The following is a 21,372-nucleotide window of genomic DNA, read 5'->3' on the forward strand; positions in this document are numbered from 1 at the left end:
CTAATCCGTGCGCCGCGGGGCCGCGATCTGTTGCACAATACGCCCCGGACCGTTTTCCCTCAGGATGTTTAATGTTGATTTCAACTCCCATGCGTGTCGTTGGGTTGGCGCTGTTGTTGACCGCTGTGGCCGGCTGTTCGAAAGACAAGCCGATCTATGAGCATGAGAATTTCGACGATTCCGGTACGTATTCTCGCAATTACCCGGTTGCCGATGTCGCCAGTTGCGAGGCGGCCCGTCGTGCGCTGCTCAGCCAGGGCTACATCATCACCAGCAGCGACCCGAAACTGGTCAGTGGCCACAAGAGCTTCCAGCAGACCGGTGAAACCCATCTGGAGATCAGCTTCAACGTGGTGTGCGCCGAAGATGGCAGTGCCAAGCACCATGCCACAGTGTTCGCCAACGCCTTGCAGGATCGCTACGCGCTGAAGAAGACCAACAACTCCGCCAGTCTCGGAGTCGGCGTGTTGGGTTCGGTGTCGATGCCGATCGGTTCCTCCGATGATTCGATGGTCAAGGTCGCCAGTGAGACCGTGACCTCGCAGAAGTTCTACGAGCGATTCTTCACCCTGGTCGAACTGTTCCTGCCGGCGGATGCGAAGAAGGCCGCACACATCGAAGAAAAACCCAAGACCGACCTCGGCGTGCCGGAGCCGAAGCCTGCCGCTGTAGCGCCGGCTACCCCGGCACCGGCGGTAGAGACAACGCCTGCACCGCCGCCAGCCGGGATTGTCGAGCCAGCCCAGACCACCGCGCCGGCAGCCCCAGCAGCGACCCCGGCGCCGGCCCCGGTTGCACCGACGCCAGTGGGTTCCGAACCCGTGGTGCCGCCTGCGGAGCCCGCGCCGATCACCCCGGCACCGAGTGCTGAACCTGCTCCGGCTACCGAAACGATCACGCCGCCGGCCAACCCGACCAATATCCCGCCGCCGTCCGAGCCGATTCCGGCAATGCAATAAGCTGCGCGCAGCCCTCCTGTGGGAGCGGGCTTGCTCGCGAAAGCGGAGTGTCAGTCAATGTATATGTCGATTGACACTGCGCTTTCGCGAGCAAGCCCGCTCCCACATTTGTTTTGTGGTGTACTCAAATCTCGTTACATTCCCCCGACAAAAATCCCGCGATAAATTCCTGACCACCTGCTACGTTTTATTTCATGAAGGAAGGGTTTCACTTTTCCTTCACACGGGCACGTTATGCTCGAAGCACTGGTCAGTTGACCGGGCTATTTTTCAAGCGAGCAGCAGGGGGATGACACGATGGATGACTATCAAGAAGAACTGCTCGAATACCAGGCCTTTGAACTCGATCAGCCAGAACCGGCAGAAGACGCCACCGAGCTGTAAGGCGTCAGGCGGTTTTGCGGTGACTGCGGCGAAACTCGCCAGGGGTCTGACCGCTCCAGCGTTTGAAAGCGCGCTGAAACGCCTCGGCTGAAGCAAAGCCCAGCAGGTAGGCAATTTCGCCGAACGCCAGTTCGGTGTCGCGGATGTAGGTCATCGCCAGATCACGGCGGGTGTCATTGAGGATCGCGCGAAACTGCGTGCCTTCCTCGGCCAGTTTGCGCCGCAACGTCCAGGTCGGCAGCTTCAGACGCGCCGCCACTTCTTCCAGGTCGGGTTCCCGGCCACCATTGAGCAACGGCCCCAACAGCTGAGTGATGCGTTCACGCAGACTGCGGGTGCGGGTCAATTGCTCCAGCTCCCGTTCGCACAACGCGAGCAAATGCTTCCAGGTGCTCGGGCAGTGCTCCGGGTTGCGCTGAGCGAGGCTGGTGAGGCTTAAGCGCAGTTGATTGCGTTCGGCGCCGAACTGCAGCGGACAGTCGCCCAGCACGCTGTAGGCGTCGCGATAGGTTGGCTCGTCAAATTCGATTTCGATGCGTTCCGCTCGCAGTTGCTCGCGGCCGACGCTGGACAGCTGATGCAGCCAGCCAGCGATGATTGAATCCACCACAAAGCGGTTATAGGCGTTGTACGGGCTGATCGAATAGAAGCGCAGCCAGGCGCCATTCGCGTCTTCATGAAAACTCGACTGTCCGCGATAGTTGGAACCGTACAACGGCTCGAAGCGGATCAGGCAACGGGCGGCCTCGCGCACGGTCGGCGCCTGAGCGGCGGTGACCCCGGCGAGCCCAGCCTGACTCAAACGACTGAGCAGACCCATGCGCAAGCCAAGTGCCGGGTCGCCGGTCAACTGAATCGCGCTGTGCCCCAGACGCATGTAGCGCGGGATCGACAGCCGCGCGCCGGCTTCGGCCAGTCGAGCGGCGTCCAGCCCGTATTGTTCCAGCAGCGGTTGCGGGTCGACGCCATGGCTGCGCACGGCATCGGCAAGGCTGTGGACGAAGCCAACCGACAGATCCCCAAGGCGCATCGGCATTGGTTTCATGGCTTACAACCAGATGTTCAGCAGACGCGCACCACGGGCTTCACCATCGGCGAATTGCTGGCCGTTGCTGCTGAGGAAGCTTTGTCCCGAACCAGGCTTGTCCCAGAACTGGCCGCGCAGGAACACACTCATCCCAGCAATCGCGCGACTGCTCGGCGGCTGCGCGGTCAGCGTCAGGCGATGCCAGGCCTGACCCTCACTGATTTCCCCGGGCTTGAGGCTGACCGAACCCGCTGTGCTCGAACCCTTGTAGCCGGCCCACGGCTGATTCCAGGCGTCGTGACCGACGACGAAGGCGGGCACCGCCACCAGTTGCGCGCCTTGCTCGTCGAGTCGGCGATAGTTGTCGGGGTACCAGCTGTCGCTGCCGATCAGCACACCCAGACGCCCGGCCGGGGTCTCGATCACGTTGATCGCATGCTCGTCTTCGCTATTGATCACGTCACGCTGTTCGAAGATCGGGTGCATCTGCCGCTGGGGCTGGCCCAGCGGCACACCATCACGGCCGAACACCACGCTACTGTTGAACAGCGCGCCGCTGCCGGGCTTGAGCTGGCCGTCGCGGATGCTCGGTTCGGGCAAGACGATAGAACCGGCCACCAAGGTCACGTGGAATTCTTTGGCCAGCCCGCCGAACAGCGCCTGGTAATCCTTGGCCATGACTTTGGACTTCATGCGCAGGTGCGCGTCGTCGAGGCGATTTTCGCCCTTGGCAGTGAGCCAGGCGCGGGCGAACAGCAACGGATTGCTCGCCGCCAGCCAGTTCATCGCTTCGACGAGAGTCGGGGCCTGGTACAGCTCGTCTTTCTCGCCGCTGATCATCAGCCATGTGCCGACATGCTCGGGCAGGACGACTACGGTTTTTTCGTTGAGCAATCCTTGATCCTGCGCTTGCTGCAGATAGGCCGCGAATTTGCGGTGCAGGCGCTCGGGGCTCTGGTAGTCGGTAGGGAACAGTTCCGGCTGGATGCCCAGCAGATTGCCTCGATCAGCTGGGGTGCCCTGATCGACCGCCAGTTTGATGCGCAGGTCCGACAGGTAATGCCCCGCCGGCCGGTCCGCCGCCCACATGGCGTAGGTGCTCAGGGCGGCAACGATGGCCATGGAGAAAAACAGATACAGAAGTTTGCGCATGAAAACCAACAACAGCCGGGTACAGGGTGTGGCGACTAGGGTAGGGCGCATGCCGGCGCTTGCCAAGGGGCGCTGCGCATTTGGATCAATAAGTTGTCAGTTTCGGTCATTGAGTGACAGCAGTGCGACTCTTAGTCTGTCGAACATGACTGACGGGGGACGCAGAGCTCCCGCAATTTCCGTGATCGCCCGTTGTGGAGTTACCGATGACCGCCCATTACCCGCACCTGTTGGCCCCGCTGGACCTGGGATTCACCACGCTGCGCAACCGCACCCTGATGGGTTCGATGCACACTGGCCTCGAAGAAAAACCGGGCGGCTTCGAACGCATGGCGGCGTACTTCGCCGAGCGCGCCCGGGGTGGTGTCGGCCTGATGGTCACCGGCGGTATCGGCCCGAACGATGAGGGCGGCGTGTACTCCGGCGCAGCCAAACTGACCACCGAGGAAGAAGCGCTCAAGCACCGCATCGTGACCCGCGCGGTGCATGAAGCGGGCGGCAAGATTTGCATGCAGATCCTCCACGCCGGGCGTTATGCCTACAGCCCGAAACAGGTCGCGCCGAGTGCGATTCAGGCACCGATCAACCCGTTCAAGCCCAAAGAGCTGGACGAGGAAGGCATCGAGAAACAGATCAGCGATTTCGTCACCTGTTCGGTACTGGCGCAGAGCGCCGAGTACGACGGCGTGGAAATCATGGGCTCGGAAGGTTATTTCATTAACCAGTTCCTCGCCGCGCACACCAACCACCGTACCGACCGCTGGGGTGGCAGCTACGAAAACCGCATGCGCCTGCCGGTGGAAATCGTCCGTCGTGTACGTGAAGCGGTGGGCCCGAACTTCATCATCATTTTCCGCCTGTCGATGCTCGATCTGGTCGAGGGCGGCAGCAGTTGGGAAGAAATCGTGACCCTGGCCAAAGCCATCGAGCAGGCCGGCGCGACCATCATCAACACCGGCATCGGCTGGCACGAAGCACGCATTCCGACCATCGCCACCAAAGTGCCGCGCGCCGCGTTCAGCAAGGTCACCGCCAAACTGCGTGGCTCGGTGAGCATTCCGCTGATTACCACCAACCGCATCAACACCCCGGAAATCGCCGAGCAGATCCTCGCTGAAGGCGATGCCGACATGGTCTCGATGGCGCGGCCGTTCCTCGCCGATCCGGACTTCGTCAACAAGGCCGCGGAAGGTCGCGCCGATGAAATCAACACCTGCATCGGTTGCAACCAGGCGTGCCTCGATCACACCTTCGGCGGCAAACTCACCAGTTGCCTGGTCAACCCGCGTGCCTGCCACGAAACCGAGCTCAACTACCTGCCGGTGCAGCAGATCAAGAAGATCGCGGTGGTCGGTGCCGGCCCTGCCGGTCTGTCCGCCGCGACCGTGGCCGCCGAGCGCGGGCACCAGGTGACGTTGTTTGATTCGGCCAGCGAAATCGGTGGCCAGTTCAACATCGCCAAGCGTGTGCCGGGCAAGGAAGAGTTCTTCGAAACCCTGCGCTACTTCAAGCGCAAGCTGCAGACCACCCATGTCGAGGTGTGCCTGAACACTCGCGTTGACGTGGCGAAACTGGTCGAGGGCGGTTACGACGAAATCATCCTCGCCACCGGCATCGCGCCACGTGTGCCGGCGATTCCGGGTGTCGAAAATGCCAAGGTGCTGAGCTACCTGGACGTGATCCTCGAGCGCAAACCGGTGGGCAAACGCGTGGCGGTGATCGGCGCGGGCGGTATCGGTTTCGACGTCTCGGAATTCCTTGTCCACCAAGGCGTGGCCACCAGTCTGGATCGCACCGCGTTCTGGAAAGAGTGGGGCATCGACACGAATCTGGAAGCCCGTGGTGGCGTGGCCGGGATCAAAGCGGCGCCGCATGCACCGGCCCGTGAAGTGTTCCTGTTGCAGCGCAAGAAAACCAAGGTCGGCGACGGTCTGGGCAAGACCACCGGCTGGATTCACCGCACTGGCCTGAAGAACAAGCAGGTGCAGATGCTCAACAGCGTCGAATACCTGAAGATCGACGACGAAGGCCTGCACATCCGTATCGGCGAAACCGGCGAGCCGCAAGTGCTGGCAGTGGACAACATCGTGATCTGCGCCGGCCAGGATCCGCTGCGTGAGCTGCAGGACGGTCTGGTGGCGGCGGGGCAGAACGTGCACCTGATCGGCGGCGCCGATGTGGCGGCGGAGCTGGATGCCAAGCGCGCGATCAATCAGGGTTCGCGTCTGGCTGCTGAACTCTAAGCCCCACAAATCTCCAATGTGGGAGCGGGCTTGCTCGCGAAAGCGGAGTGTCAGCCAATACACATGTCGACTGACACGACGCCTTCGCGAGCAAGCCCGCTCCCACAGTAGATTTGTGGTGTTCGCAGAATTTATGCATGGCGCGGAGCCTGTAGGAGTGAGCCTGCTCGCGATGGCGTCCTGTGAGCGATTAGAATGCCGGCTCAGTCCAGAATGATCATTCGGCCATGCTTCTTCCTCCCGCCAACTGGCTACCCCAAGCCCCCCTCGAACGACTTCAGCTCGACTGGCTCAGCGCCGCCGGTATCGAGGTCGCCATCCTGCGTCTGGACCGGATCGACCCGCTGGTCAGTGGCAACAAGTGGTTCAAACTCGTTGAGCACCTCAAGGCCGCCGATCGCGCCGGGGCGCGAGGCATCATCAGTCTTGGTGGCGCGCATTCCAATCATCTGCATGCGCTCGCAGCGGCGGGCAAACGTCTGGGCTTCAAAACAGTCGGCCTGTTGCGCGGGCATCCGCAGCAGACGCCCACGGTTGCAGATTTGCAGGCGTTCGGCATGCAACTGCACTGGCTGGGGTTTGGCGGCTATCGGGATCGGCATGCGCCGGGGTTCTGGCAGCCGTGGCAGACACAGTATCCGGACCTTCATGCGGTGCCGGAGGGCGGCGGCGGATTGCCCGGGGCGCTCGGTTGTGCGGCGCTGAAGGCGCAGGTCAACGCGCAATTGGCCGGATTGGGCTGGAGCGATTATCACGGCTGGTGGCTGGCCTGCGGCACCGGGACGACGTTGGCAGGGCTGGTGCTCGCCGAGGCGGGAGAGCATCCGGTGTACGGTGCGCTGGCGGTGCCGGAGGATCATGGCGTGGCGCCGCAGGTTGAGGCGATTGTTCAGGAGGCGGGGCAGGTTGCGGTGGACTACGCGCTGTTCGACGCGAGCCGGGGTGGTTTCGCCAAGGTTGATGCACAGTTGCTTGAATTCATCGACAGCACTGAGCGCAGTAGCGGCGTTCCGCTGGAGCCGCTGTACACCGGCAAGGCGTTATTGGCGCTGAAGCAGCAGGTTGAAGCGGGCAGGTTCGAGCACGGCACGCGGCTGATCTTCGTGCATACCGGCGGCTTGCAGGGGCGCCGCGGATTCAGTTCCTGCAGTTGAACTTATGTGGCGAGGGAGCTTGCTCCCGCTCGGCGGCGCAGCCGTCGCAAGTCCAGCGACAGTGTTCTGCCTGACTGTCCGCATTTTCAGAATTTGGGTCTGCTGCGCAGCCCAGCGGGAGCAAGCTCCCTCGCCACAGGGCATGTCACTGAACCAATGTTCAATTGCGCTTGGGCATCATCCGCAACAGGGTGTTATCGCCGACCACATAATGGTGATACAGCCCCGCCAGCGCATGCAGGCCGATCAGCCAGTAGCCGATGTTGCCGATCAACACGTGCCAGTGTTCCACCTGCTTGGCGAAAGCCTTGTCTTCATTGACCAGCAGTGGCAGATCGAAGCCGTAGAACATCACCTGATGCCCCTCGGCGCTGGTGATCAGCCAGCCGAGGATCGGCATGCTGATCATGAACAGGTACAACAGCCAGTGCATCACCCGCGCCAGCAAGGTCTGCCATTGGGGGGACGCCGGGAAGATTTTCGGTGCCGGGCCGATGCTGCGGGCCACCAGACGAAACCACACCAGCACGAACACGGTCAGGCCGAGCATGTAATGCACTTCGCGAATCAGCGAGCGGCCGCCACTGCCCTTGGGAAAGATCCCGCGCAACTCCATGCTGGCATACACCAGGATCAACAGGACCAGCATCAGCCAATGCAGCAGCACGGACACGGTGCTGTAGCGGGATTCGGAACTTGTCCACGGCATACGGTATTTCCTCACGGATCAGAGTCGCTGCGTGCCGTTCTTGTGCGACGGCATGCTTTAACTGTAATCCGCTTTGACGGATTTGCCTGATGCTGATCGGTCTTTTAATGCGCTGAATCAGGTGTTGTGCTGCTTTTTCATAAAAAAACGCCAGTGTCACGAAGACACTGGCGTTTTTTCTTTTAACGCAGCGGCGATCAGCTCGATTGTGGCATTTCACCGTTGGCCAGGCGCTTGTTGATATCGGCAATCACTTCCGGCAGGTCGCTGATGGTGTCGATCATGTAGTGCGGACGCGAATCGGCGAACAGCGCGTGAATGCGTTTGCGTTCACTGGCCAGTTCGTCGCTACCCAATGCACGGTAGCCCGCGTAATCCAGGCCCAGCGCGTTGCCCGAGCAGATCAGCGCCACAGTCCACATCCCGGCGCGACGGCCTTCGAGGATGCCCGGCACGGTGTCGTCGATTTTCACGCAGGCGCCGACGTCGTCGATGCCCAGGGCGATCACGTTGGCCAGGGCCTGGGCCGGCCATGGACGGCCATTTGGTACTTCGTCGGTGGCAACCACGTGGTCGGCGACGTAGCCATTAGTGGCAGCGAGGGCCACGACCTTGTCCATCACCTGTTTCGGATAGCCGGAGCAGGAGCCGATCTTGATCCCTTGCTGGCGCAGGTTGGCGATGGTTTCCAGTGCGCCGGGAATCAGCGCCGAGTGTTCGGCGATCTTTTCGATCTGCAATGGCATAAAACGGTTGTAGATGGCGGTGACGTCGTCATCGGTCGGGGTGCGGCCGAACGCTTTGCGATAACGCTCGGCCACTTGCGGCTGATCGCACAGGGTGCGGATGTGGTCCCACTTGCCCATGCCCATCGGGCCACGCGCCTCTTCGATGGACACCTGCACATCGAATTCGGCGAAGGCTTCGACGAAGATCTGCGTTGGCGCGAACGAGCCGAAATCGACCACGGTGCCGGCCCAGTCGAGGATGGCGGCTTGCAGTTTGCTTGGGTTCGTGTAGTTCATGGCAATCAATTCCTGAGTTGGCAATACGGTTCAAAACTGTGGGAGCGGGCTTGCTCGCGAAGGCGTTGTGTCAGTCGACATTAATGTTGAATGTTCAACCGCTTTCGCGAGCAAGCCCGCTCCCACAGGGGGATTAGGGTGTTGTTCAGATCTCGAGGACTTCCATCTCGCGCAGCACTTCACCCACTGCCGCGACGGCCTGGCGCATTTCGTCCGGGCTGACGTGGCCGATGCAGCCGACGCGGAAGGTTTCGACCTGAGTCAGTTTGCCGGGGTAGAGGATGTAACCCTTGGCCTTGACCCGTTCGTAGAAGTCCTTGAACTGGTAGCGCGGGTCCTTCGGGGCATGGAAGGTGGCGATGATCGGCGCCTGGATCGCCGCCGGCAGAAAGCTGCGCAGCCCGAGCTTGCCCATCTCTTCCATCAGCGCCTGGCAGTTGGCGGCGTAGCGCGCATGGCGAGCGGGGAGGCCACCTTCTTCGTTGTATTGCAGCAGCGCTTCGTGCAGCGCCGCGACCACGTGGGTCGGCGGGGTGAAGCGCCACTGACCGGTCTTCTGCATGTAGCTGTGCTGGTCGTACAGGTCCATCGCCAGCGAGTGCGAGTTGCCGGCGGCTGCGGCCAGTGATTGTTTGCGAGCAAAGACGAAACCCATCCCCGGCACGCCCTCCAGACACTTGCCGGAGGCGGCGATCAGCGCGTCGAACGGCACTTTTTGCGCGTCCACCGGCAGTGCGCCGAACGAGCTCATGGCGTCGATGATCAAGCGCTTGCCGTGTTGCGCAACGACGTCAGCGATCTCCGGCAACGGGTTGAGGATGCCGGTGCTGGTTTCGCAGTGAATCAGCGCAACGTGGGTGATGTCGCCGTCGGCGCGCAGCAGACGATCGACGTCGGCGGCGGTAGTCGGTTCGTCTTCGGCAGTCTCAAAGGTGCTGAACGAGCGGCCGAGCACTTCGCAGATCTTCGCCAGACGCTTGCCATAGGCGCCGTTGATCAGCACCAGGACTTTACCGTCACGCGGCACCAGGGTACCGATGGCAGCTTCGACGGCGAAGGTGCCGCTGCCCTGCAACGGCACGCAGTGGTGAGTGGCAGCGCCGTTGAGGATCGCCAGCAGTTGCTCGCAGAGGCTGGCGGTCAGTTGATTGAAGCGGTCATCCCATGACCCCCAGTCGACCATCATTGCCTGGCGGGTGCGCGCCGAGGTGGTCAACGGGCCGGGAGTGAGCAGGATGGGGGCGGCAGTACTCATTCGTGTGTCCTCGCGAAAGCGCTGTGGGATGAAGCTACGGGGCATACGTTGCAATTCGCCGCTGCATCAATCAAATTGTTTGTTGTTATGCCAGCCATCAGTGAGGGTTATTCATGAATCTGTTCCAGCTGCGTGCCTTCGACGCCGTGGCCCGGGAAGGCAGCTTCACTCGCGCCGCTGCGCGCTTGTTTATCAGCCAGCCGGCGGTCACCGGACACATCAAGGCGCTGGAGGAGCACTACCAGATCACCTTGTTGCGCCGTACGGCACGCCGGGTGGAACTGACCGAGGAGGGCACCAAACTGGCGGCGATCACCCGCGCCATGTTCGGTCTGGCCGAAGAAGCGCAGACCATGCTTGAGGCCAACCGCCAGTTGCTCACCGGGCGTCTGGAGGTGGCGGCGGACGGTCCGCACATGGTCATGCCGATGCTCGCCAGCCTGCGCGCACGTTATCCGGGGATCACGGTGAATCTGCGTCTGGGCAATGCGCAGGAAACTCTCGCCGCGCTGCTATCCGAGCATGCGGACGTGGCGGTGCTGACCGAGGTCGAACCGCGCAAGGGCCTGCACCTGCAAGCCTTGAGCGAATCGCGGATCTGCGCGCTGGTGCCCGCCGGGCATACGTGGGCGCAGCGTGCTGGCGAACTAAAACTCAAGGAGCTGGATCAGGTGATCATGGTGCTGCGCGAGCCGAGTTCGATCACCCGGCGCACCTTTGATCAGGCCTGCATGCAGGCGGCGGTGCATCCGCGAGTGTTGCTGGAGCTGGACAGTCGCGAGGCGGTGACCGAAGCGGTGGCGGCGGAGCTGGGGGTAGGTGTGGTGTCTTCGGTGGAGGTCAGCCATGACCCGCGGGTAGTGGCGATTCCGATTGTCGGGGACGGGTTGGTCAATCGGCACATGATCGGGTGCATGGAGCGGCGGCGGGAGTTGCGCTTGATTCAGGCGTTCTTTGGTCTGACGACAGTCTGACAATTCGCGGCGCGTCATTCGCGAGCAAGCTCGCTCCCACAGGTATTGTGGCGTGTACATAATGTGTGAACGACCGAGAACCCTGTGGGAGCGAGCTTGCTCGCGAAGGGGCCAGACCTGTTTACGCAAGGCTCTCGCGCACCATATCGAGAAACGTCGCCACCACCCGCCGCGAACTCTGCTCACGCAAGCACACCAGCGTCTCGGTCAATCGCCGGGTGCAATCGGTAATCGGCAACGCGCAGACTCGCGAATCCGCGCCAAACTCCGCCGCCGACACCACCCCCACACCAATTCCCACCACCACCGCCTCACGCGCGGCTTCCCGGCCCTCGACCTGAATCGCCGGGCGAATACGGAACCCGGCGCGGGCCATTTCTTCTTCCAGGGTCTGCCGGGTCACCGAGCCGTGTTCGCGCAGCACCAGCGGCGTGTCGTCGAGATCGGCCAGGCAGATCGACTCACGCTCGGCCCACGGGTGATGGCGCGAAACGAACGCCACCATCGGGTCGTTGCGCAGTGGCACGCACAGCAGGCGCTCATCAGTGACATCGCGCCCGAGCAGCGCCAGATCGGCCTGATAGTTGAACAGGCGAAACAGCGATTCATCGGTGTTGCCGGTTTCGATCTTCACGCTGATCCCCGGGTAGCGCTCGCAAAACCGCGCGATCTGCGGCAGCACATGCACCGGCGCATCCACTGCCAGAATCAGGCTGCCGGTTTGCAAGGCCCGGGAATCCTGCAGCAACTCCTGTGCCTCAGCCTCGATCACAAACAGCCGTTGGGTAATCGCCAGCAGACGCTCACCGAGATCGGTCAGGCGCACCGAACGCTTGTTGCGGTGAAACAGCAACACGCCAAAGCGTTCCTCGAGTTTGCGCACCTGGTCGGAAATCGCCGGTTGTGTGAGAAAAAGCCGTTCGGCGGCTTTGGTGAAGCTTCCGTGGACAGCCACGGCGTGAAAGGCTTTGAGCTGGGCGTGGGACACCGACATGCAGCCTCCAGTAACAAGCTGAGCTTATGTGTGAAATACGATAAATCGATTTTATTTATTAAACAGTAATTGCTTTGATCCGCTCACGCCATCGCTGCCTGTCTGTTCGGACAGCAGGGTTGGCGATGAGCCTGTGCGTGCAACAACAGGACTCATCTGACCGCTATCGCCATCAGGGATGGGGCGCTGGCGCCGTGCTCAACAATAAAAAACACAGGCGTTTACTTAACGATTCTGCCGGCACACTCACACCCTGAGGTCAGAACCACAATGAACAAGCACATCGGCACCATTGCGCGTTGGCGCATGCAGATTTTCGCTATCACCTGGCTCGCGTACGCCGCTTTCTATTTCACCCGCAAAGCGTTTTCGGTGGCCAAACTGGGCATCGCCGAAGACCCGACGTTCATGCTCGACAAGATGGCCATGGCCAACCTCGATGCGATCTATCTGGCGGCCTACGCCATCGGCCAATTCACCTGGGGCATGCTCGCCGACCGCTTTGGCCCAAGGGTTGTGGTGCTCGGCGGGCTGTTGATTTCCGCGGGTGCGGCACTGGTGATGGGCAGCTTCGCCACGCTGCCGATCTTCGCCACTTGCATGTTGATTCAGGGCCTGGCGCAGTCCACTGGCTGGTCCGGGCTGTGCAAGAACCTCGGCAGTTTCTTCCCCGCCGAACAGCGTGGGCGGGTACTCGGTCTGTGGAGTTCCTGCTACGCGTTTGGCGGTCTGGTGGCCTCGCCGTTCGCCGGCTGGTGGGCGTATACGCTGATGGGCACCTGGCACGCGGCGTTCATTTCCAGTGCGGCGGTAGTGGCGGCGGTGGCGGTGCTGTTCTTTATATTCCAGCGCAACAAACCGGAAGACGTCGGCTTGCCAGCGGTGGAGCCGGAGCCGGAATTGAGTGCGGCAGAGACCGAAGCCAACAGCAAACTCAGCGTCTGGGAGCCGTTGAAGGAAATCCTGCGCAATCGCACGGTGCTGGTGCTGGGCCTGGCTTATTTCATGCTGAAACCGGCGCGCTACGCGATTCTGCTGTGGGGCCCGGTGATTGTCTTCGAACAGATGCCCAGTGTCGGCAAGGTCGGCGCGGCGATCATTCCCACCTCGTTCGAACTGGCCGGTCTGCTCGGGCCGATCATGATCGGCATGGCCTCGGACAAACTGTTCGGCGCCCGGCGCATGCCGGCCTGCGTCCTCAGCCTGCTGGCCCTGACCGTGACGTTGGCGCTGTTCATGGGCGCGTTGCACACCGGCAGCGTGATGCTGGTGGTGGCGCTGCTGTTTGTCATGGGCCTGACCCTGTACGGGCCGGACTCGATGATCAGCGGCGCGGCGGCGATCGACTTCGGCAAGGCCAAGGCCGGTGCCACCGCGGCCGGTTTCGTCAACGGCTGCGGCTCGGTCGGCGCAGTGCTCGGCGGATTGCTGCCGGGCTACTTCGATTCGGTGACGGTGTTCATCGTCTTCGCCGGCTGCGCATTGTTCTCGGCGCTGGTGCTGATTCCGCACTGGAACAGCCGCCCGGTCGGGGTGATGGAACCGCGCGCGTCCATCCCCAATTGCCCGCTGACCATCAAACCCCTGCGTAACTGAAACCCTTGCCTCGCGGCCTGCTGCGGCGCTCGCGGCAGGCTGTATCGTGGCCATCTGACTGGAGAATCCCATGCGACCGTTTTGGCTCGAACAGGCCTTGCAGGCCGATCCATCCGCAACGTGCCTACCGCTGCAAGGCGAAGTGCGCACCGACGTGTGCATCGTCGGCGGCGGCTACACCGGGTTGTGGACGGCAATCATGCTCAAGCAGCAGAACCCTGAACTCGATGTGCTGCTGATCGAAGCCGACATCTGCGGCGCCGGTGCCAGCGGGCGCAACGGCGGTTGTGCGTTGTCGTGGTCAGCCAAGTATTTCACCCTCGAGCGGCTGTTCGGCGTCGAGGAGGCGGTACGTCTGGTCAAGGAATCCGAGCGCAGCATCCACGCCATCGGCGCGTTCTGCGAACAGTACGGCGTCGAGGCCGATTACCGTATCGACGGCACGCTGTACACCGCTACAAACAAGGCGCAGGTCGGCTCGACTGACGCAGTGATCGCGGCGCTGGAGCGGCAGGGCATCAACTCGTTCAGCCAGCGGCCGGTGGCCGATGTGCAGCGCATGGCCGGTTCCAGCAAGCACCTGGAGGGCTGGTTCTCGCCGGCAGCTGCCAGTGTGCAACCGGGCAAACTGGTGCGCGGCCTGCGCCGGGTGGCGTTGCAGCTCGGCGTGAAGATCCATGAAAACACTGCGATGACCGGCCTGGAAGAAGGTCGCCCGGCGCGTATTCACACCGCCGGCGGCAGTGTGATTGCTGACCGGGTGGTGCTTGCGATGAACGCGTGGATGGCCCGCGCGTTCCCGCAGTTCGAGCGCAGCGTGGCGATTGTTTCCAGCGACATGCTGATCACCGAGCCACGCCCGGATCTGTTGCAGGACATCGGTTTGACCAGCGGCGTCACGGTGCTCGATTCGCGGATTTTCGTGCACTACTACCACAACACGCCGGACGGCCGGATCATGCTTGGCAAGGGGGGTAACACCTTCGCTTTTGGTGGGCGGATGTTGCCGGTGTTTGATCAGCCGTCGCCCTATGCGGATTTGCTCAAGCGCAGCCTTGGGGAGTTTTTTCCGGCGTTTGCCGAGGTCAAGGTCGATGCGACCTGGAATGGGCCGTCGGATCGCTCGGTGACCGGGTTGCCGTTTTTTGGCCAGATGAGTGCCAGTGGCAATGTGTTTTATGGTTTTGGTTATTCCGGCAGTGGTGTCGGGCCGTGTCACATGGGCGGGCAGATTCTCGCTTCGTTGGTGCAGGGGCTTGATAACCCTTGGACCCGTTCGCCATTGGTGAATGGGCCGCTGGGGTATTTTCCGCCGGAGCCGATTCGTTATCTGGGGTCGTTGATGGTGCGTAATGCGATTCGGCGCAAGGAGCGGGCTGAGGATCATGGGCGGCGGCCGCGGCATCTGGATGTGCGGTTGGCGAGGTTTGCGGCGGCGGCGGGGAAGGCTGACAAGGGGTGATTGGGGGGCTTTGATTTATGGGGGCATATCCGTTGTTGCGGTAACGGCCTCCTAAGGTTCCGCCCTTACGGCGGGTCACTTTTGGCAAACGCCCCAAAAGTAACCAAAAGGTCTATGCCCTGACGTTCGGCCCTCGCCTGGGCTCGGGTTCCTTCGCTCCGGGATTCATCCGGGGGGCAGCGCCTACGGTTTGCTTCGCTGCACCTCCTCTCGCTGTGTTTGGCTGCGCCAAACGGTCGCTGCGCTCCCACCCCCGGATAAATCCCTCCACTCAGCCTGCCGACGGGCCCTGAGATCAAAAGCTTTACTCGAGCTAACGCTCATTGTGTTAAGTGGGGCGGCTTCGCCGCATGCGGGGCACGCTCTCTGAGCTGTAGGAGCCAGCCTGCTGGCGATGGCGGCCTGACAGCCGACCATTCTCTAACTGAACAGACTTATTCCCACTGTAGGAGTGAGCCTGCTCGCGATAGCAACCTTCCAGCCAACCAGGTTCCGGCCGCTGTACTCATTTCAATCTCTGCGGCGCTTACGGATCGGCGCCATGGAGCAGCCAATCGAGCAACAGGCTGCTGTCGCGCGGTGGCGGCGTTTGGGTCGGTGGCGCGGGCCGCGGGTTGGCGAGGCAGAGGATCGGTCGATCCGGGTCGCTGTCGAGGAAGCTCACCCACACTTCACTGCCGGCGCGGGGTAACTGGTGGGCGGCGAGTTGGCCGGCGCCGGTCAGCGCGATCGGCAGCCACAGGCATGCAGACTCAGCGGTCTGCGTCGGCCAGAGGCTGACGCCGATGCGCCCGCGATCGTCCAGTGGCGCTGGCTGGCCGGGCGATCCCAGCACTTGCGCCAGGTGATAGCCGCCGATGTTCGGACGTGGCTGTGCCAGAGGCGGGCGGAAATCGCTCGACCAAGGCAGGGCAGTAAAGTCGTTTTGGTAGCGATGCACACCCGTAGTCGGATCAAGAATCGAAGGGTGCTGACCTTGATGGTGCAGTTCGGTGATCAGCCATTGTTCGTTGAAGGCATTGATCGGGTGCCCGCTGATCTGCAGCAGATGGCCGCTGCGCAGTGCACTGCAATCGCAGCTGCCCCGGATCGTGCGCGACTGGCAGCGTTGGCGCTGCAGGTGACGACGGCTGCGTTGTTCGGCGTGGCGCTGTTCGCCCGACAGGTTCAACGGTGTGAGCGCGGGCACGGGGTGGTTGGCCGCGTCTGCGGCGCTGATCTCCTGGCCCCGGTTGCGAATGCTGTGCGCGGCCATGACGGGTGTCGCGTCATGGCGTTGCAACAGGGTGCTGATGCGCGGTGGCGGCGTGTCGTCGGTCACGGCAAACGGCACGGGCAATGGTTCCTGCGGCAGGCTCAGGTTGTCATCGGCAAACACCACGACATGCCCCTGCGGGCGATGTTCGAAGTGATAGTGAATGCCTTCCTCCTCACACAGTCGTTGCATGAAGGCCAGGTCGCTTTCCTCGAACTGAAGGCAAAATTCCCTTGGTGGGTATTGGCCGACGCTCATCTCGATCCGGTAACTGTCCGCCGGCAGTTCATGTTCGCCGAGCAATTGCGCGAGGATCGTCGGCACACTCGCTTGCACGAAGACCCGGCGCCGCGGCGACTGCTCCAGACTCAGCAGATGCGGGACCAGCGTCAGCCGGTAGCCGATACGGTGGCTGGCGCGATGTTCGCAACTGACGCTGTGGATCAGGCCATGAATCCCGTGATCGACGCCCAGACGCAGGAACGCCGGTTGGCGCAGCAGGCTTCCCGGCGGCAGGGCGGGGGCCAGGCCGATCACGTCAATCTCGAAACGAAAAGGCTGATTCAGTGCCTCCTTGCCGCTGAAACGCAGCACCGGCAGGCACAGTTGGCCGTCACTCAGGGTCAGGGTGAAAGGGCTTTCCTTGTCATTGAGCATTCGTACGGGCTCTGTGGGGCAATACGGACGGCAGAGGGTACGAAAACGCGAGCACGAATGGTCATGGCTAGTGTGGTTTTCAGAATCGCCCTACAAGGTGTGGTGAAGATGTCGATTCAACAATGAATATTTTTGGTCGATTGCCAACTTTAGGCCGTATAAACTTGGCGCCACGCGTCGGCCAATAGATGTCTCGGCGCCACAGATCAAGAGAGTGAGTAATGGGCGCACAGTGGAAGGTTAAACACAAAGAAGCGGCAGCCAACGCCAAGGGCAAGATCTTCGGCAAACTGGTGAAAGAAATCACCATCGCTGCCCGCAACGGTGCCGATACCGCCACCAACGCACACCTGCGTCTGGTGGTCGAACAGGCCAAGAAAGCTTCGATGCCCAAGGAAACCCTGGACCGCGCCATCAAGAAAGGCGCCGGCCTGCTGGGCGAAACCGTGCAGTACCACCGCGTGACGTACGAAGGTTTCGCGCCGCATCAGGTTCCGTTGATCGTCGAGTGCGTCACCGACAACATCAACCGCACCGTCGCAGAAATTCGCGTGGCCTTCCGTAAGGGCCAACTGGGTGCTTCCGGTTCGGTGGCCTGGGATTTCAACCACGTCGGCATGATCGAAGCTGCGCCGGACACCCCGGACGCCGATCCGGAAATGGCCGCGATCGAGGCCGGTGCCCAGGACTTCGAACCGGGCGAAGAGGGCGCGACCCTGTTCCTGACCGATCCGACCGACCTCGACGCCGTACAGAAGGCCCTGCCTGAGCAAGGTTTCACTGTGCTGTCGGCCAAACTCGGCTACCAGCCGAAGAACCCGGTCAGCGGCCTGAGTGCCGAGCAGATGGCTGAAGTTGAAGCGTTCCTGGAAGGCCTCGACAACCATGACGATGTGCAGGACATGTTTGTTGGTCTGGCGGGCTGATCTGTTGCAAAGATAACTGTGGCGAGGGAGCTTGCTCCCGCTCGGCTGCCCAGCAGTCGTTGTTTTTGGGACGGCTTTGCCGTCCAGCGTGAGCAAGCGCCCTCGCCACAGGATTTGCGTCAGTTACAGCTTTTCCAGCACCTCGATCACTTCGCTGAACCCCGGTCGCGCCAGCACATCCGGCTGACAGCAACGCTGTTCCAGCGCTTGCAGCCGCTCGCGCCGCTCATCGCTCAACCCTGAGTCGATGCGCGCCAGCAATTCCCCGAGCAGAATCCCGAACGCCCGCACTTCGATGCGTTGCAGCGCCCGGGTTTCCGGGTTGTCGGTGGTGGCATGGAACGACGCCGCGCCGAAATCCCCCAGCAAGCAATCGCCCTGATCGTTCAACAGAATGTTGTGGCCGTAGAGATCGCCGTGGGTGATGCCCTGTTGATGCAGGTGTTCAGCCGCCGAAGCGATGCCTCGGGCAATGTTCAACGCCACCTCTTCACTGAACCGGCAATCCTCGGCATACACATCCCGCGAGCAACTGGCCAGGCTTGGCAATGCCGCGAGGTTACGGAAGCTCGGATCGATCAGTTGCATCACCAGGCCATGTTGGCCGTCAGGATGATCGTGAATGCGGCCCTCCACGCGAATCAGGTTCGGGTGCAGGCCGGCGGTGATGCAGGCGTTCATCTCGTGCAGCGGCGACCCGTCGCTGGTCATTTCACCTTTATAGAGCTTCACTGCGACCGCCACCTGCGAGCCGTCGGCGCGCTGCCACAATGCCCGGGAAATCACCCCCGAAGCGCCTTCGCCCAAGCGTTGCTCCAGACGCAGCGCCGACCAGTCGATCAGCGGCGTGGCTTCCAGCGCGGCGGCGTCGGCTTCGGTTTCCAGCGGATTACCGGCATAGGCCAGCCAGGTCAGGCTTGGCAGGGTCAGCAACCATTGCGGCAGTTCGCGCAAGCGGTTGGCGGCGATGCGGATCAGCTCCAGACGGTGACATTGGCTCATGGAGGCTGGCAGCGTTTGCAGGCGATTGCCGGCCAGCAGCAGTTTTTGCAGGTAAGGACGCTCACCCAGTTCGGTCGGCAGGGTTTCGATGCAGTTGTCGGTCAGGATCAACCAGCGCAGCAGCGGCGGCAGTGCTGCGCCCGGCACGTGGCTGATGCGGTTGGCCTTGAAGCCGATCATCGTCAGCGCCGTGCATTGGCCGACACAGGCTGGTACCTCGGTGAAGTGGTTGTCCGAGCAGAACAGAATGCGCATTCGGGTCAGGCGATGCAGGTCGTCGGGCAGGCTGCTCAAGGCATTGCCGCTGAGGTTGAGTACCTCCAGCGTGTCGGCCAGCTCGAAAATTTCGCGGGGAAACTCGGTCAGACCGCAAGACAGATCAAGCCGGGTAATGCCCGACAACTCGCCGGCGCGCAATTGAGCAAGGGTGTGCATGTAGGTGTTCACTGTCCAGGGAAAGAAGCGCCGAGCGCTCGGAATGGGCGACATGATAGCGGCAAAGCCGGAATTTGCACTGATCTGAACCTGGACAACACCCTGATCCTCGGTGGGAGCGGGCTTGCTCGCGAAGGCGTCCTGTCAATCAGTGATTTGTCAGAGACACTCCGCTTTCGCGAGCAAGCCCGCTCCCACAATGGTGATCAATGGGCTCAGTGGATTTCCTGCAACTGCCCCAAACGGCTGCGTGTGCGCGCCAGGTCGATGGCATTGCCGCCGAGCGCCTCGCGCAGTGGCAAGCGGCTAAGCAGAGTCAGGTGTTTGTCCTGGTCGTAGAGTACGTCGATCAGGTTGATGAAGCGTTGTTGCGCGGCAATCGAGCACTCATCCAGTTCCGGCAGATCATCGATGATCCAGCGGTCGAAGCGCCGACACAGTTCCAGATAATCCATCACCGCCGTCGCTTGCTCACACACATCGTTGAACGTGAAGCCGACGGTGCGGCCCTCGCACAGACGTGCCTGAAAGTGCCGGGTGCCCACCGGCAAGGTAATGGCCGGCGCACCCTGCGGCGGCAGGTTCAAGGCCTGGCGCTGGGTCGTGGTGGCCGGCCACACATAGTGGCCTTGAGTGAACAACTGATGCGCATGATTGCTCGCCTGACTGCGGTAATCGTGGGGGCCGCCGACTTCCATGACCTGCATTCGCGCGTTGATCAAATCGATCACCGGTTTGAAACGCGCGTGATAGAGCGGGTTGGGCAGCAAGCCTTCCGGCGGATAGTTGGAGGTTACCAGCAACAGAATGCCGCGCTGGAACAAGGCCTTGAATAGGCGGGTAATGAGCATCGCATCGCCGATGTCATGCACATGAAATTCGTCGAAACACAGAACCCGACAATCGTCCAACAGCTCGTCGAGGGTGACGGCGAGGGCATCGTCCTGTTCGCGATGGTCGAACATGCCCTGATGCAGCCGGGCGAAGAACGCATGGAAATGCACACGCTGCTTCTGCGTGGTCGGCAGTGCCTGGAAAAAACCGTCGAGCAGCCAGCTCTTGCCGCGTCCGACCGCACCATGCAGGTACAGGCTCGGCGGCGTTTGCGCGCTGGCGCCGAACAACAGGCTGGCCTGCTGTGCCATGCAATCAATCACCCGCTGCTGGCTGTGGCTGAGGGTGTAACCCTGACCATGGGCCTTTTGCCGGAAGTATTCGTGGATCGAGCGGGCAATGGCGTCATGCCCGGCGTTGGCTGGCCTGCCTTTGGCGAACCAGCGGCGCAACGCCGACCAGCGCGGGGCCAGTGGCGATCGTTTGGGCGCTCGAGAGGGCACTGTGCAGTCACTCCGTGTTCATCAGACCGGCGCCCGGGAGCGCGGCGACGTAGTGTAACCAGAGGCTGCGCCGAGCTTCCATCGCGGTTCGTCGACTGTGGGCGATAACTGAACAACTTTGTGCGGGGCGTATAGCTTTTTTCAGCGATGTAATTCGCCGTGTTGCCAAACTTTCGAAACATATCCCGGCAGATCCATGGATCCAATCGACTGGCGGATTCGTCGACCGTTGCTAACCTGAAACACAGTAACGTCATCCGGGTGTTCCCTCACAAGGAATGAGGCAGTGATTACACGTGTGGTGGTGGCCCTGCTCGGGTGGCTTGGGGGCTCGGTATACGCGGCGGAGCTTCAGGTCGAGGTTCGCGTTGACGTGCAGCGCGGTTGCCAACTGATCGGCCAGCAGCGCGAGGCGGGTATCGAACAACTGGGCGTGCTGGATTTCGGCAGCACGGCGCGCCTCGATGATCCGGCCGGGCCACTGGGTGCGGCGCTGACCAACCAGCGCTTGCCGCGCCTGGAGTGCAACCCCGACACGCCGTATCAACTGCGTGTCGACGGCGGTCTGCATGGCGGGGTCGGCGAGGTTCGCTACATGGTGGGGGCGGCGGGGAGCCAACCGATTCCTTACCGGCTGTATCAGGACGCGGCGCGGCGGGTGCCGCTGGTGGTGGACGTGCCGGTCAGCGGTCGGGTGCCGGACACCGGAACGGTGGAGCTGCCGCTGTATGGGCGAATCGAGCACTTGGCGCAGGTGCCACAGGTCAATCGGTATTCGGATCTGGTCAAGGTCACCGTGACCTGGTGAGTGCAGGATTTCAGGCAA

General features: G+C 62.0%; 17 protein-coding genes. 8 read left to right on the plus strand and 9 right to left on the minus strand.

The window, feature by feature from the left end:
• Positions 1-71: 71 nt before the first annotated feature.
• On the plus strand, positions 72-959 hold the full coding sequence (locus V9L13_RS02635; protein ID WP_338801379.1) for a DUF2242 domain-containing protein: 888 nt from the start codon (positions 72-74) through the stop codon (positions 957-959).
• 388 nt (positions 960-1,347) lie between these two features.
• Here V9L13_RS02635 and V9L13_RS02640 read toward each other — a convergent pair whose 3' ends face one another.
• Positions 1,348-2,388, minus strand: a complete 1,041-nt coding sequence (locus V9L13_RS02640; RefSeq protein WP_003223644.1) for an AraC family transcriptional regulator — start codon at positions 2,386-2,388, stop codon at positions 1,348-1,350.
• Positions 2,389-2,391: 3 nt separating this feature from the next.
• Positions 2,392-3,522, minus strand: coding sequence for a nitrilase-related carbon-nitrogen hydrolase (locus tag V9L13_RS02645; RefSeq protein ID WP_338801380.1), 1,131 nt, complete (start codon positions 3,520-3,522; stop codon positions 2,392-2,394).
• Positions 3,523-3,728: 206 nt separating this feature from the next.
• On the opposite strand from V9L13_RS02645, the gene V9L13_RS02650 reads away from it, so the two are divergent.
• Both V9L13_RS02650 and V9L13_RS02655 read left to right on the plus strand, forming a co-directional pair.
• Positions 3,729-5,765, plus strand: a complete 2,037-nt coding sequence (locus V9L13_RS02650) for an NADPH-dependent 2,4-dienoyl-CoA reductase (protein ID WP_103486574.1) — start codon at positions 3,729-3,731, stop codon at positions 5,763-5,765.
• Between the two features lie 227 nt (positions 5,766-5,992).
• Positions 5,993-6,919: a pyridoxal-phosphate dependent enzyme gene (locus tag V9L13_RS02655; protein ID WP_338801381.1), complete on the plus strand. Its 927-nt coding sequence runs from the start codon at positions 5,993-5,995 to the stop codon at positions 6,917-6,919.
• Between the two features lie 160 nt (positions 6,920-7,079).
• On the opposite strand, the gene V9L13_RS02660 is transcribed toward V9L13_RS02655, so the two are convergent.
• From V9L13_RS02660 to V9L13_RS02670, 3 genes are all read right to left on the minus strand, one after another.
• A complete protein-coding gene (locus V9L13_RS02660; protein WP_103486576.1) occupies positions 7,080-7,628 on the minus strand; it encodes a cytochrome b in 549 nt (182 codons plus the stop codon).
• A gap of 197 nt (positions 7,629-7,825) precedes the next feature.
• Positions 7,826-8,653 (minus strand): phosphonoacetaldehyde hydrolase, encoded by an 828-nt coding sequence (gene phnX / locus V9L13_RS02665; RefSeq protein ID WP_027614594.1) that lies wholly within the window; start codon positions 8,651-8,653, stop codon positions 7,826-7,828.
• Positions 8,654-8,798: 145 nt separating this feature from the next.
• Entirely contained in the window at positions 8,799-9,908 is a 1,110-nt protein-coding gene (locus V9L13_RS02670; protein ID WP_338801382.1) for a 2-aminoethylphosphonate--pyruvate transaminase, read from the minus strand.
• Positions 9,909-10,021: 113 nt separating this feature from the next.
• Here V9L13_RS02670 and V9L13_RS02675 point away from each other — a divergent pair, with 113 nt between their 5' ends.
• Positions 10,022-10,882: a LysR substrate-binding domain-containing protein gene (locus V9L13_RS02675; protein WP_338801383.1), complete on the plus strand. Its 861-nt coding sequence runs from the start codon at positions 10,022-10,024 to the stop codon at positions 10,880-10,882.
• A 121-nt stretch (positions 10,883-11,003) separates the two neighbouring features.
• On the opposite strand, the gene V9L13_RS02680 is transcribed toward V9L13_RS02675, so the two are convergent.
• Positions 11,004-11,876 (minus strand): LysR family transcriptional regulator, encoded by an 873-nt coding sequence (locus tag V9L13_RS02680; protein ID WP_103486580.1) that lies wholly within the window; start codon positions 11,874-11,876, stop codon positions 11,004-11,006.
• 270 nt (positions 11,877-12,146) lie between these two features.
• Between V9L13_RS02680 and V9L13_RS02685 the strand changes: the two genes are divergently transcribed.
• Positions 12,147-13,472: an MFS transporter gene (locus tag V9L13_RS02685; RefSeq protein ID WP_103521220.1), complete on the plus strand. Its 1,326-nt coding sequence runs from the start codon at positions 12,147-12,149 to the stop codon at positions 13,470-13,472.
• A gap of 70 nt (positions 13,473-13,542) precedes the next feature.
• The gene (locus V9L13_RS02690) at positions 13,543-14,934 is read left to right on the plus strand and encodes an FAD-dependent oxidoreductase (RefSeq protein ID WP_338801384.1); all 1,392 of its coding nucleotides are present in this window, start codon (positions 13,543-13,545) and stop codon (positions 14,932-14,934) included.
• Between the two features lie 526 nt (positions 14,935-15,460).
• Here the strand turns inward: V9L13_RS02690 and tssI are convergent.
• Positions 15,461-16,846 (minus strand): type VI secretion system tip protein TssI/VgrG, encoded by a 1,386-nt coding sequence (gene tssI / locus V9L13_RS02695; protein ID WP_338801385.1) that lies wholly within the window; start codon positions 16,844-16,846, stop codon positions 15,461-15,463.
• A gap of 221 nt (positions 16,847-17,067) precedes the next feature.
• On the opposite strand from tssI, the gene V9L13_RS02700 reads away from it, so the two are divergent.
• Positions 17,068-17,772 carry a YebC/PmpR family DNA-binding transcriptional regulator gene (locus tag V9L13_RS02700; protein WP_003223660.1) on the plus strand — a complete coding sequence of 235 codons (705 nt, stop codon included), beginning with the start codon at positions 17,068-17,070 and terminating at the stop codon, positions 17,770-17,772.
• A gap of 123 nt (positions 17,773-17,895) precedes the next feature.
• On the opposite strand, the gene V9L13_RS02705 is transcribed toward V9L13_RS02700, so the two are convergent.
• Positions 17,896-19,209, minus strand: coding sequence for a protein kinase (locus V9L13_RS02705; RefSeq protein ID WP_338801386.1), 1,314 nt, complete (start codon positions 19,207-19,209; stop codon positions 17,896-17,898).
• 215 nt (positions 19,210-19,424) lie between these two features.
• Positions 19,425-20,546 carry a cell division protein ZapE gene (zapE, locus tag V9L13_RS02710; protein ID WP_338801388.1) on the minus strand — a complete coding sequence of 374 codons (1,122 nt, stop codon included), beginning with the start codon at positions 20,544-20,546 and terminating at the stop codon, positions 19,425-19,427.
• Positions 20,547-20,832: 286 nt separating this feature from the next.
• Here zapE and V9L13_RS02715 point away from each other — a divergent pair, with 286 nt between their 5' ends.
• Positions 20,833-21,354, plus strand: coding sequence for a spore coat U domain-containing protein (locus V9L13_RS02715; RefSeq protein WP_338801389.1), 522 nt, complete (start codon positions 20,833-20,835; stop codon positions 21,352-21,354).
• Positions 21,355-21,372: the final 18 nt, after the last annotated feature.

This window comes from Pseudomonas sp. RSB 5.4 (genome assembly GCF_037126175.1).
In the GTDB taxonomy this organism is placed as follows: Bacteria; Pseudomonadota; Gammaproteobacteria; order Pseudomonadales; family Pseudomonadaceae; genus Aquipseudomonas; species Aquipseudomonas fluorescens_H.

Excerpts from the sequence above, each read along its gene's own strand:
- V9L13_RS02670 (WP_338801382.1), bottom strand. The coding sequence starts at position 9,908 with ATGAGTACTGCCGCCCCCATCCTGCTCACTCCCGGCCCGTTGACCACC.
- V9L13_RS02685 (WP_103521220.1), top strand. The coding sequence starts at position 12,147 with ATGAACAAGCACATCGGCACCATTGCGCGTTGGCGCATGCAGATTTTC.
- tssI (WP_338801385.1), bottom strand. The coding sequence starts at position 16,846 with ATGCTCAATGACAAGGAAAGCCCTTTCACCCTGACCCTGAGTGACGGC.
- V9L13_RS02680 (WP_103486580.1), bottom strand. The coding sequence starts at position 11,876 with ATGTCGGTGTCCCACGCCCAGCTCAAAGCCTTTCACGCCGTGGCTGTC.
- V9L13_RS02650 (WP_103486574.1), top strand. The coding sequence starts at position 3,729 with ATGACCGCCCATTACCCGCACCTGTTGGCCCCGCTGGACCTGGGATTC.
- V9L13_RS02655 (WP_338801381.1), top strand. The coding sequence starts at position 5,993 with ATGCTTCTTCCTCCCGCCAACTGGCTACCCCAAGCCCCCCTCGAACGA.
- V9L13_RS02705 (WP_338801386.1), bottom strand. The coding sequence starts at position 19,209 with ATGCACACCCTTGCTCAATTGCGCGCCGGCGAGTTGTCGGGCATTACC.
- V9L13_RS02635 (WP_338801379.1), top strand. The coding sequence starts at position 72 with ATGTTGATTTCAACTCCCATGCGTGTCGTTGGGTTGGCGCTGTTGTTG.
- phnX (WP_027614594.1), bottom strand. The coding sequence starts at position 8,653 with ATGAACTACACGAACCCAAGCAAACTGCAAGCCGCCATCCTCGACTGG.
- V9L13_RS02700 (WP_003223660.1), top strand. The coding sequence starts at position 17,068 with ATGGGCGCACAGTGGAAGGTTAAACACAAAGAAGCGGCAGCCAACGCC.
- V9L13_RS02675 (WP_338801383.1), top strand. The coding sequence starts at position 10,022 with ATGAATCTGTTCCAGCTGCGTGCCTTCGACGCCGTGGCCCGGGAAGGC.
- V9L13_RS02660 (WP_103486576.1), bottom strand. The coding sequence starts at position 7,628 with ATGCCGTGGACAAGTTCCGAATCCCGCTACAGCACCGTGTCCGTGCTG.
- V9L13_RS02690 (WP_338801384.1), top strand. The coding sequence starts at position 13,543 with ATGCGACCGTTTTGGCTCGAACAGGCCTTGCAGGCCGATCCATCCGCA.
- V9L13_RS02645 (WP_338801380.1), bottom strand. The coding sequence starts at position 3,522 with ATGCGCAAACTTCTGTATCTGTTTTTCTCCATGGCCATCGTTGCCGCC.
- V9L13_RS02640 (WP_003223644.1), bottom strand. The coding sequence starts at position 2,388 with ATGAAACCAATGCCGATGCGCCTTGGGGATCTGTCGGTTGGCTTCGTC.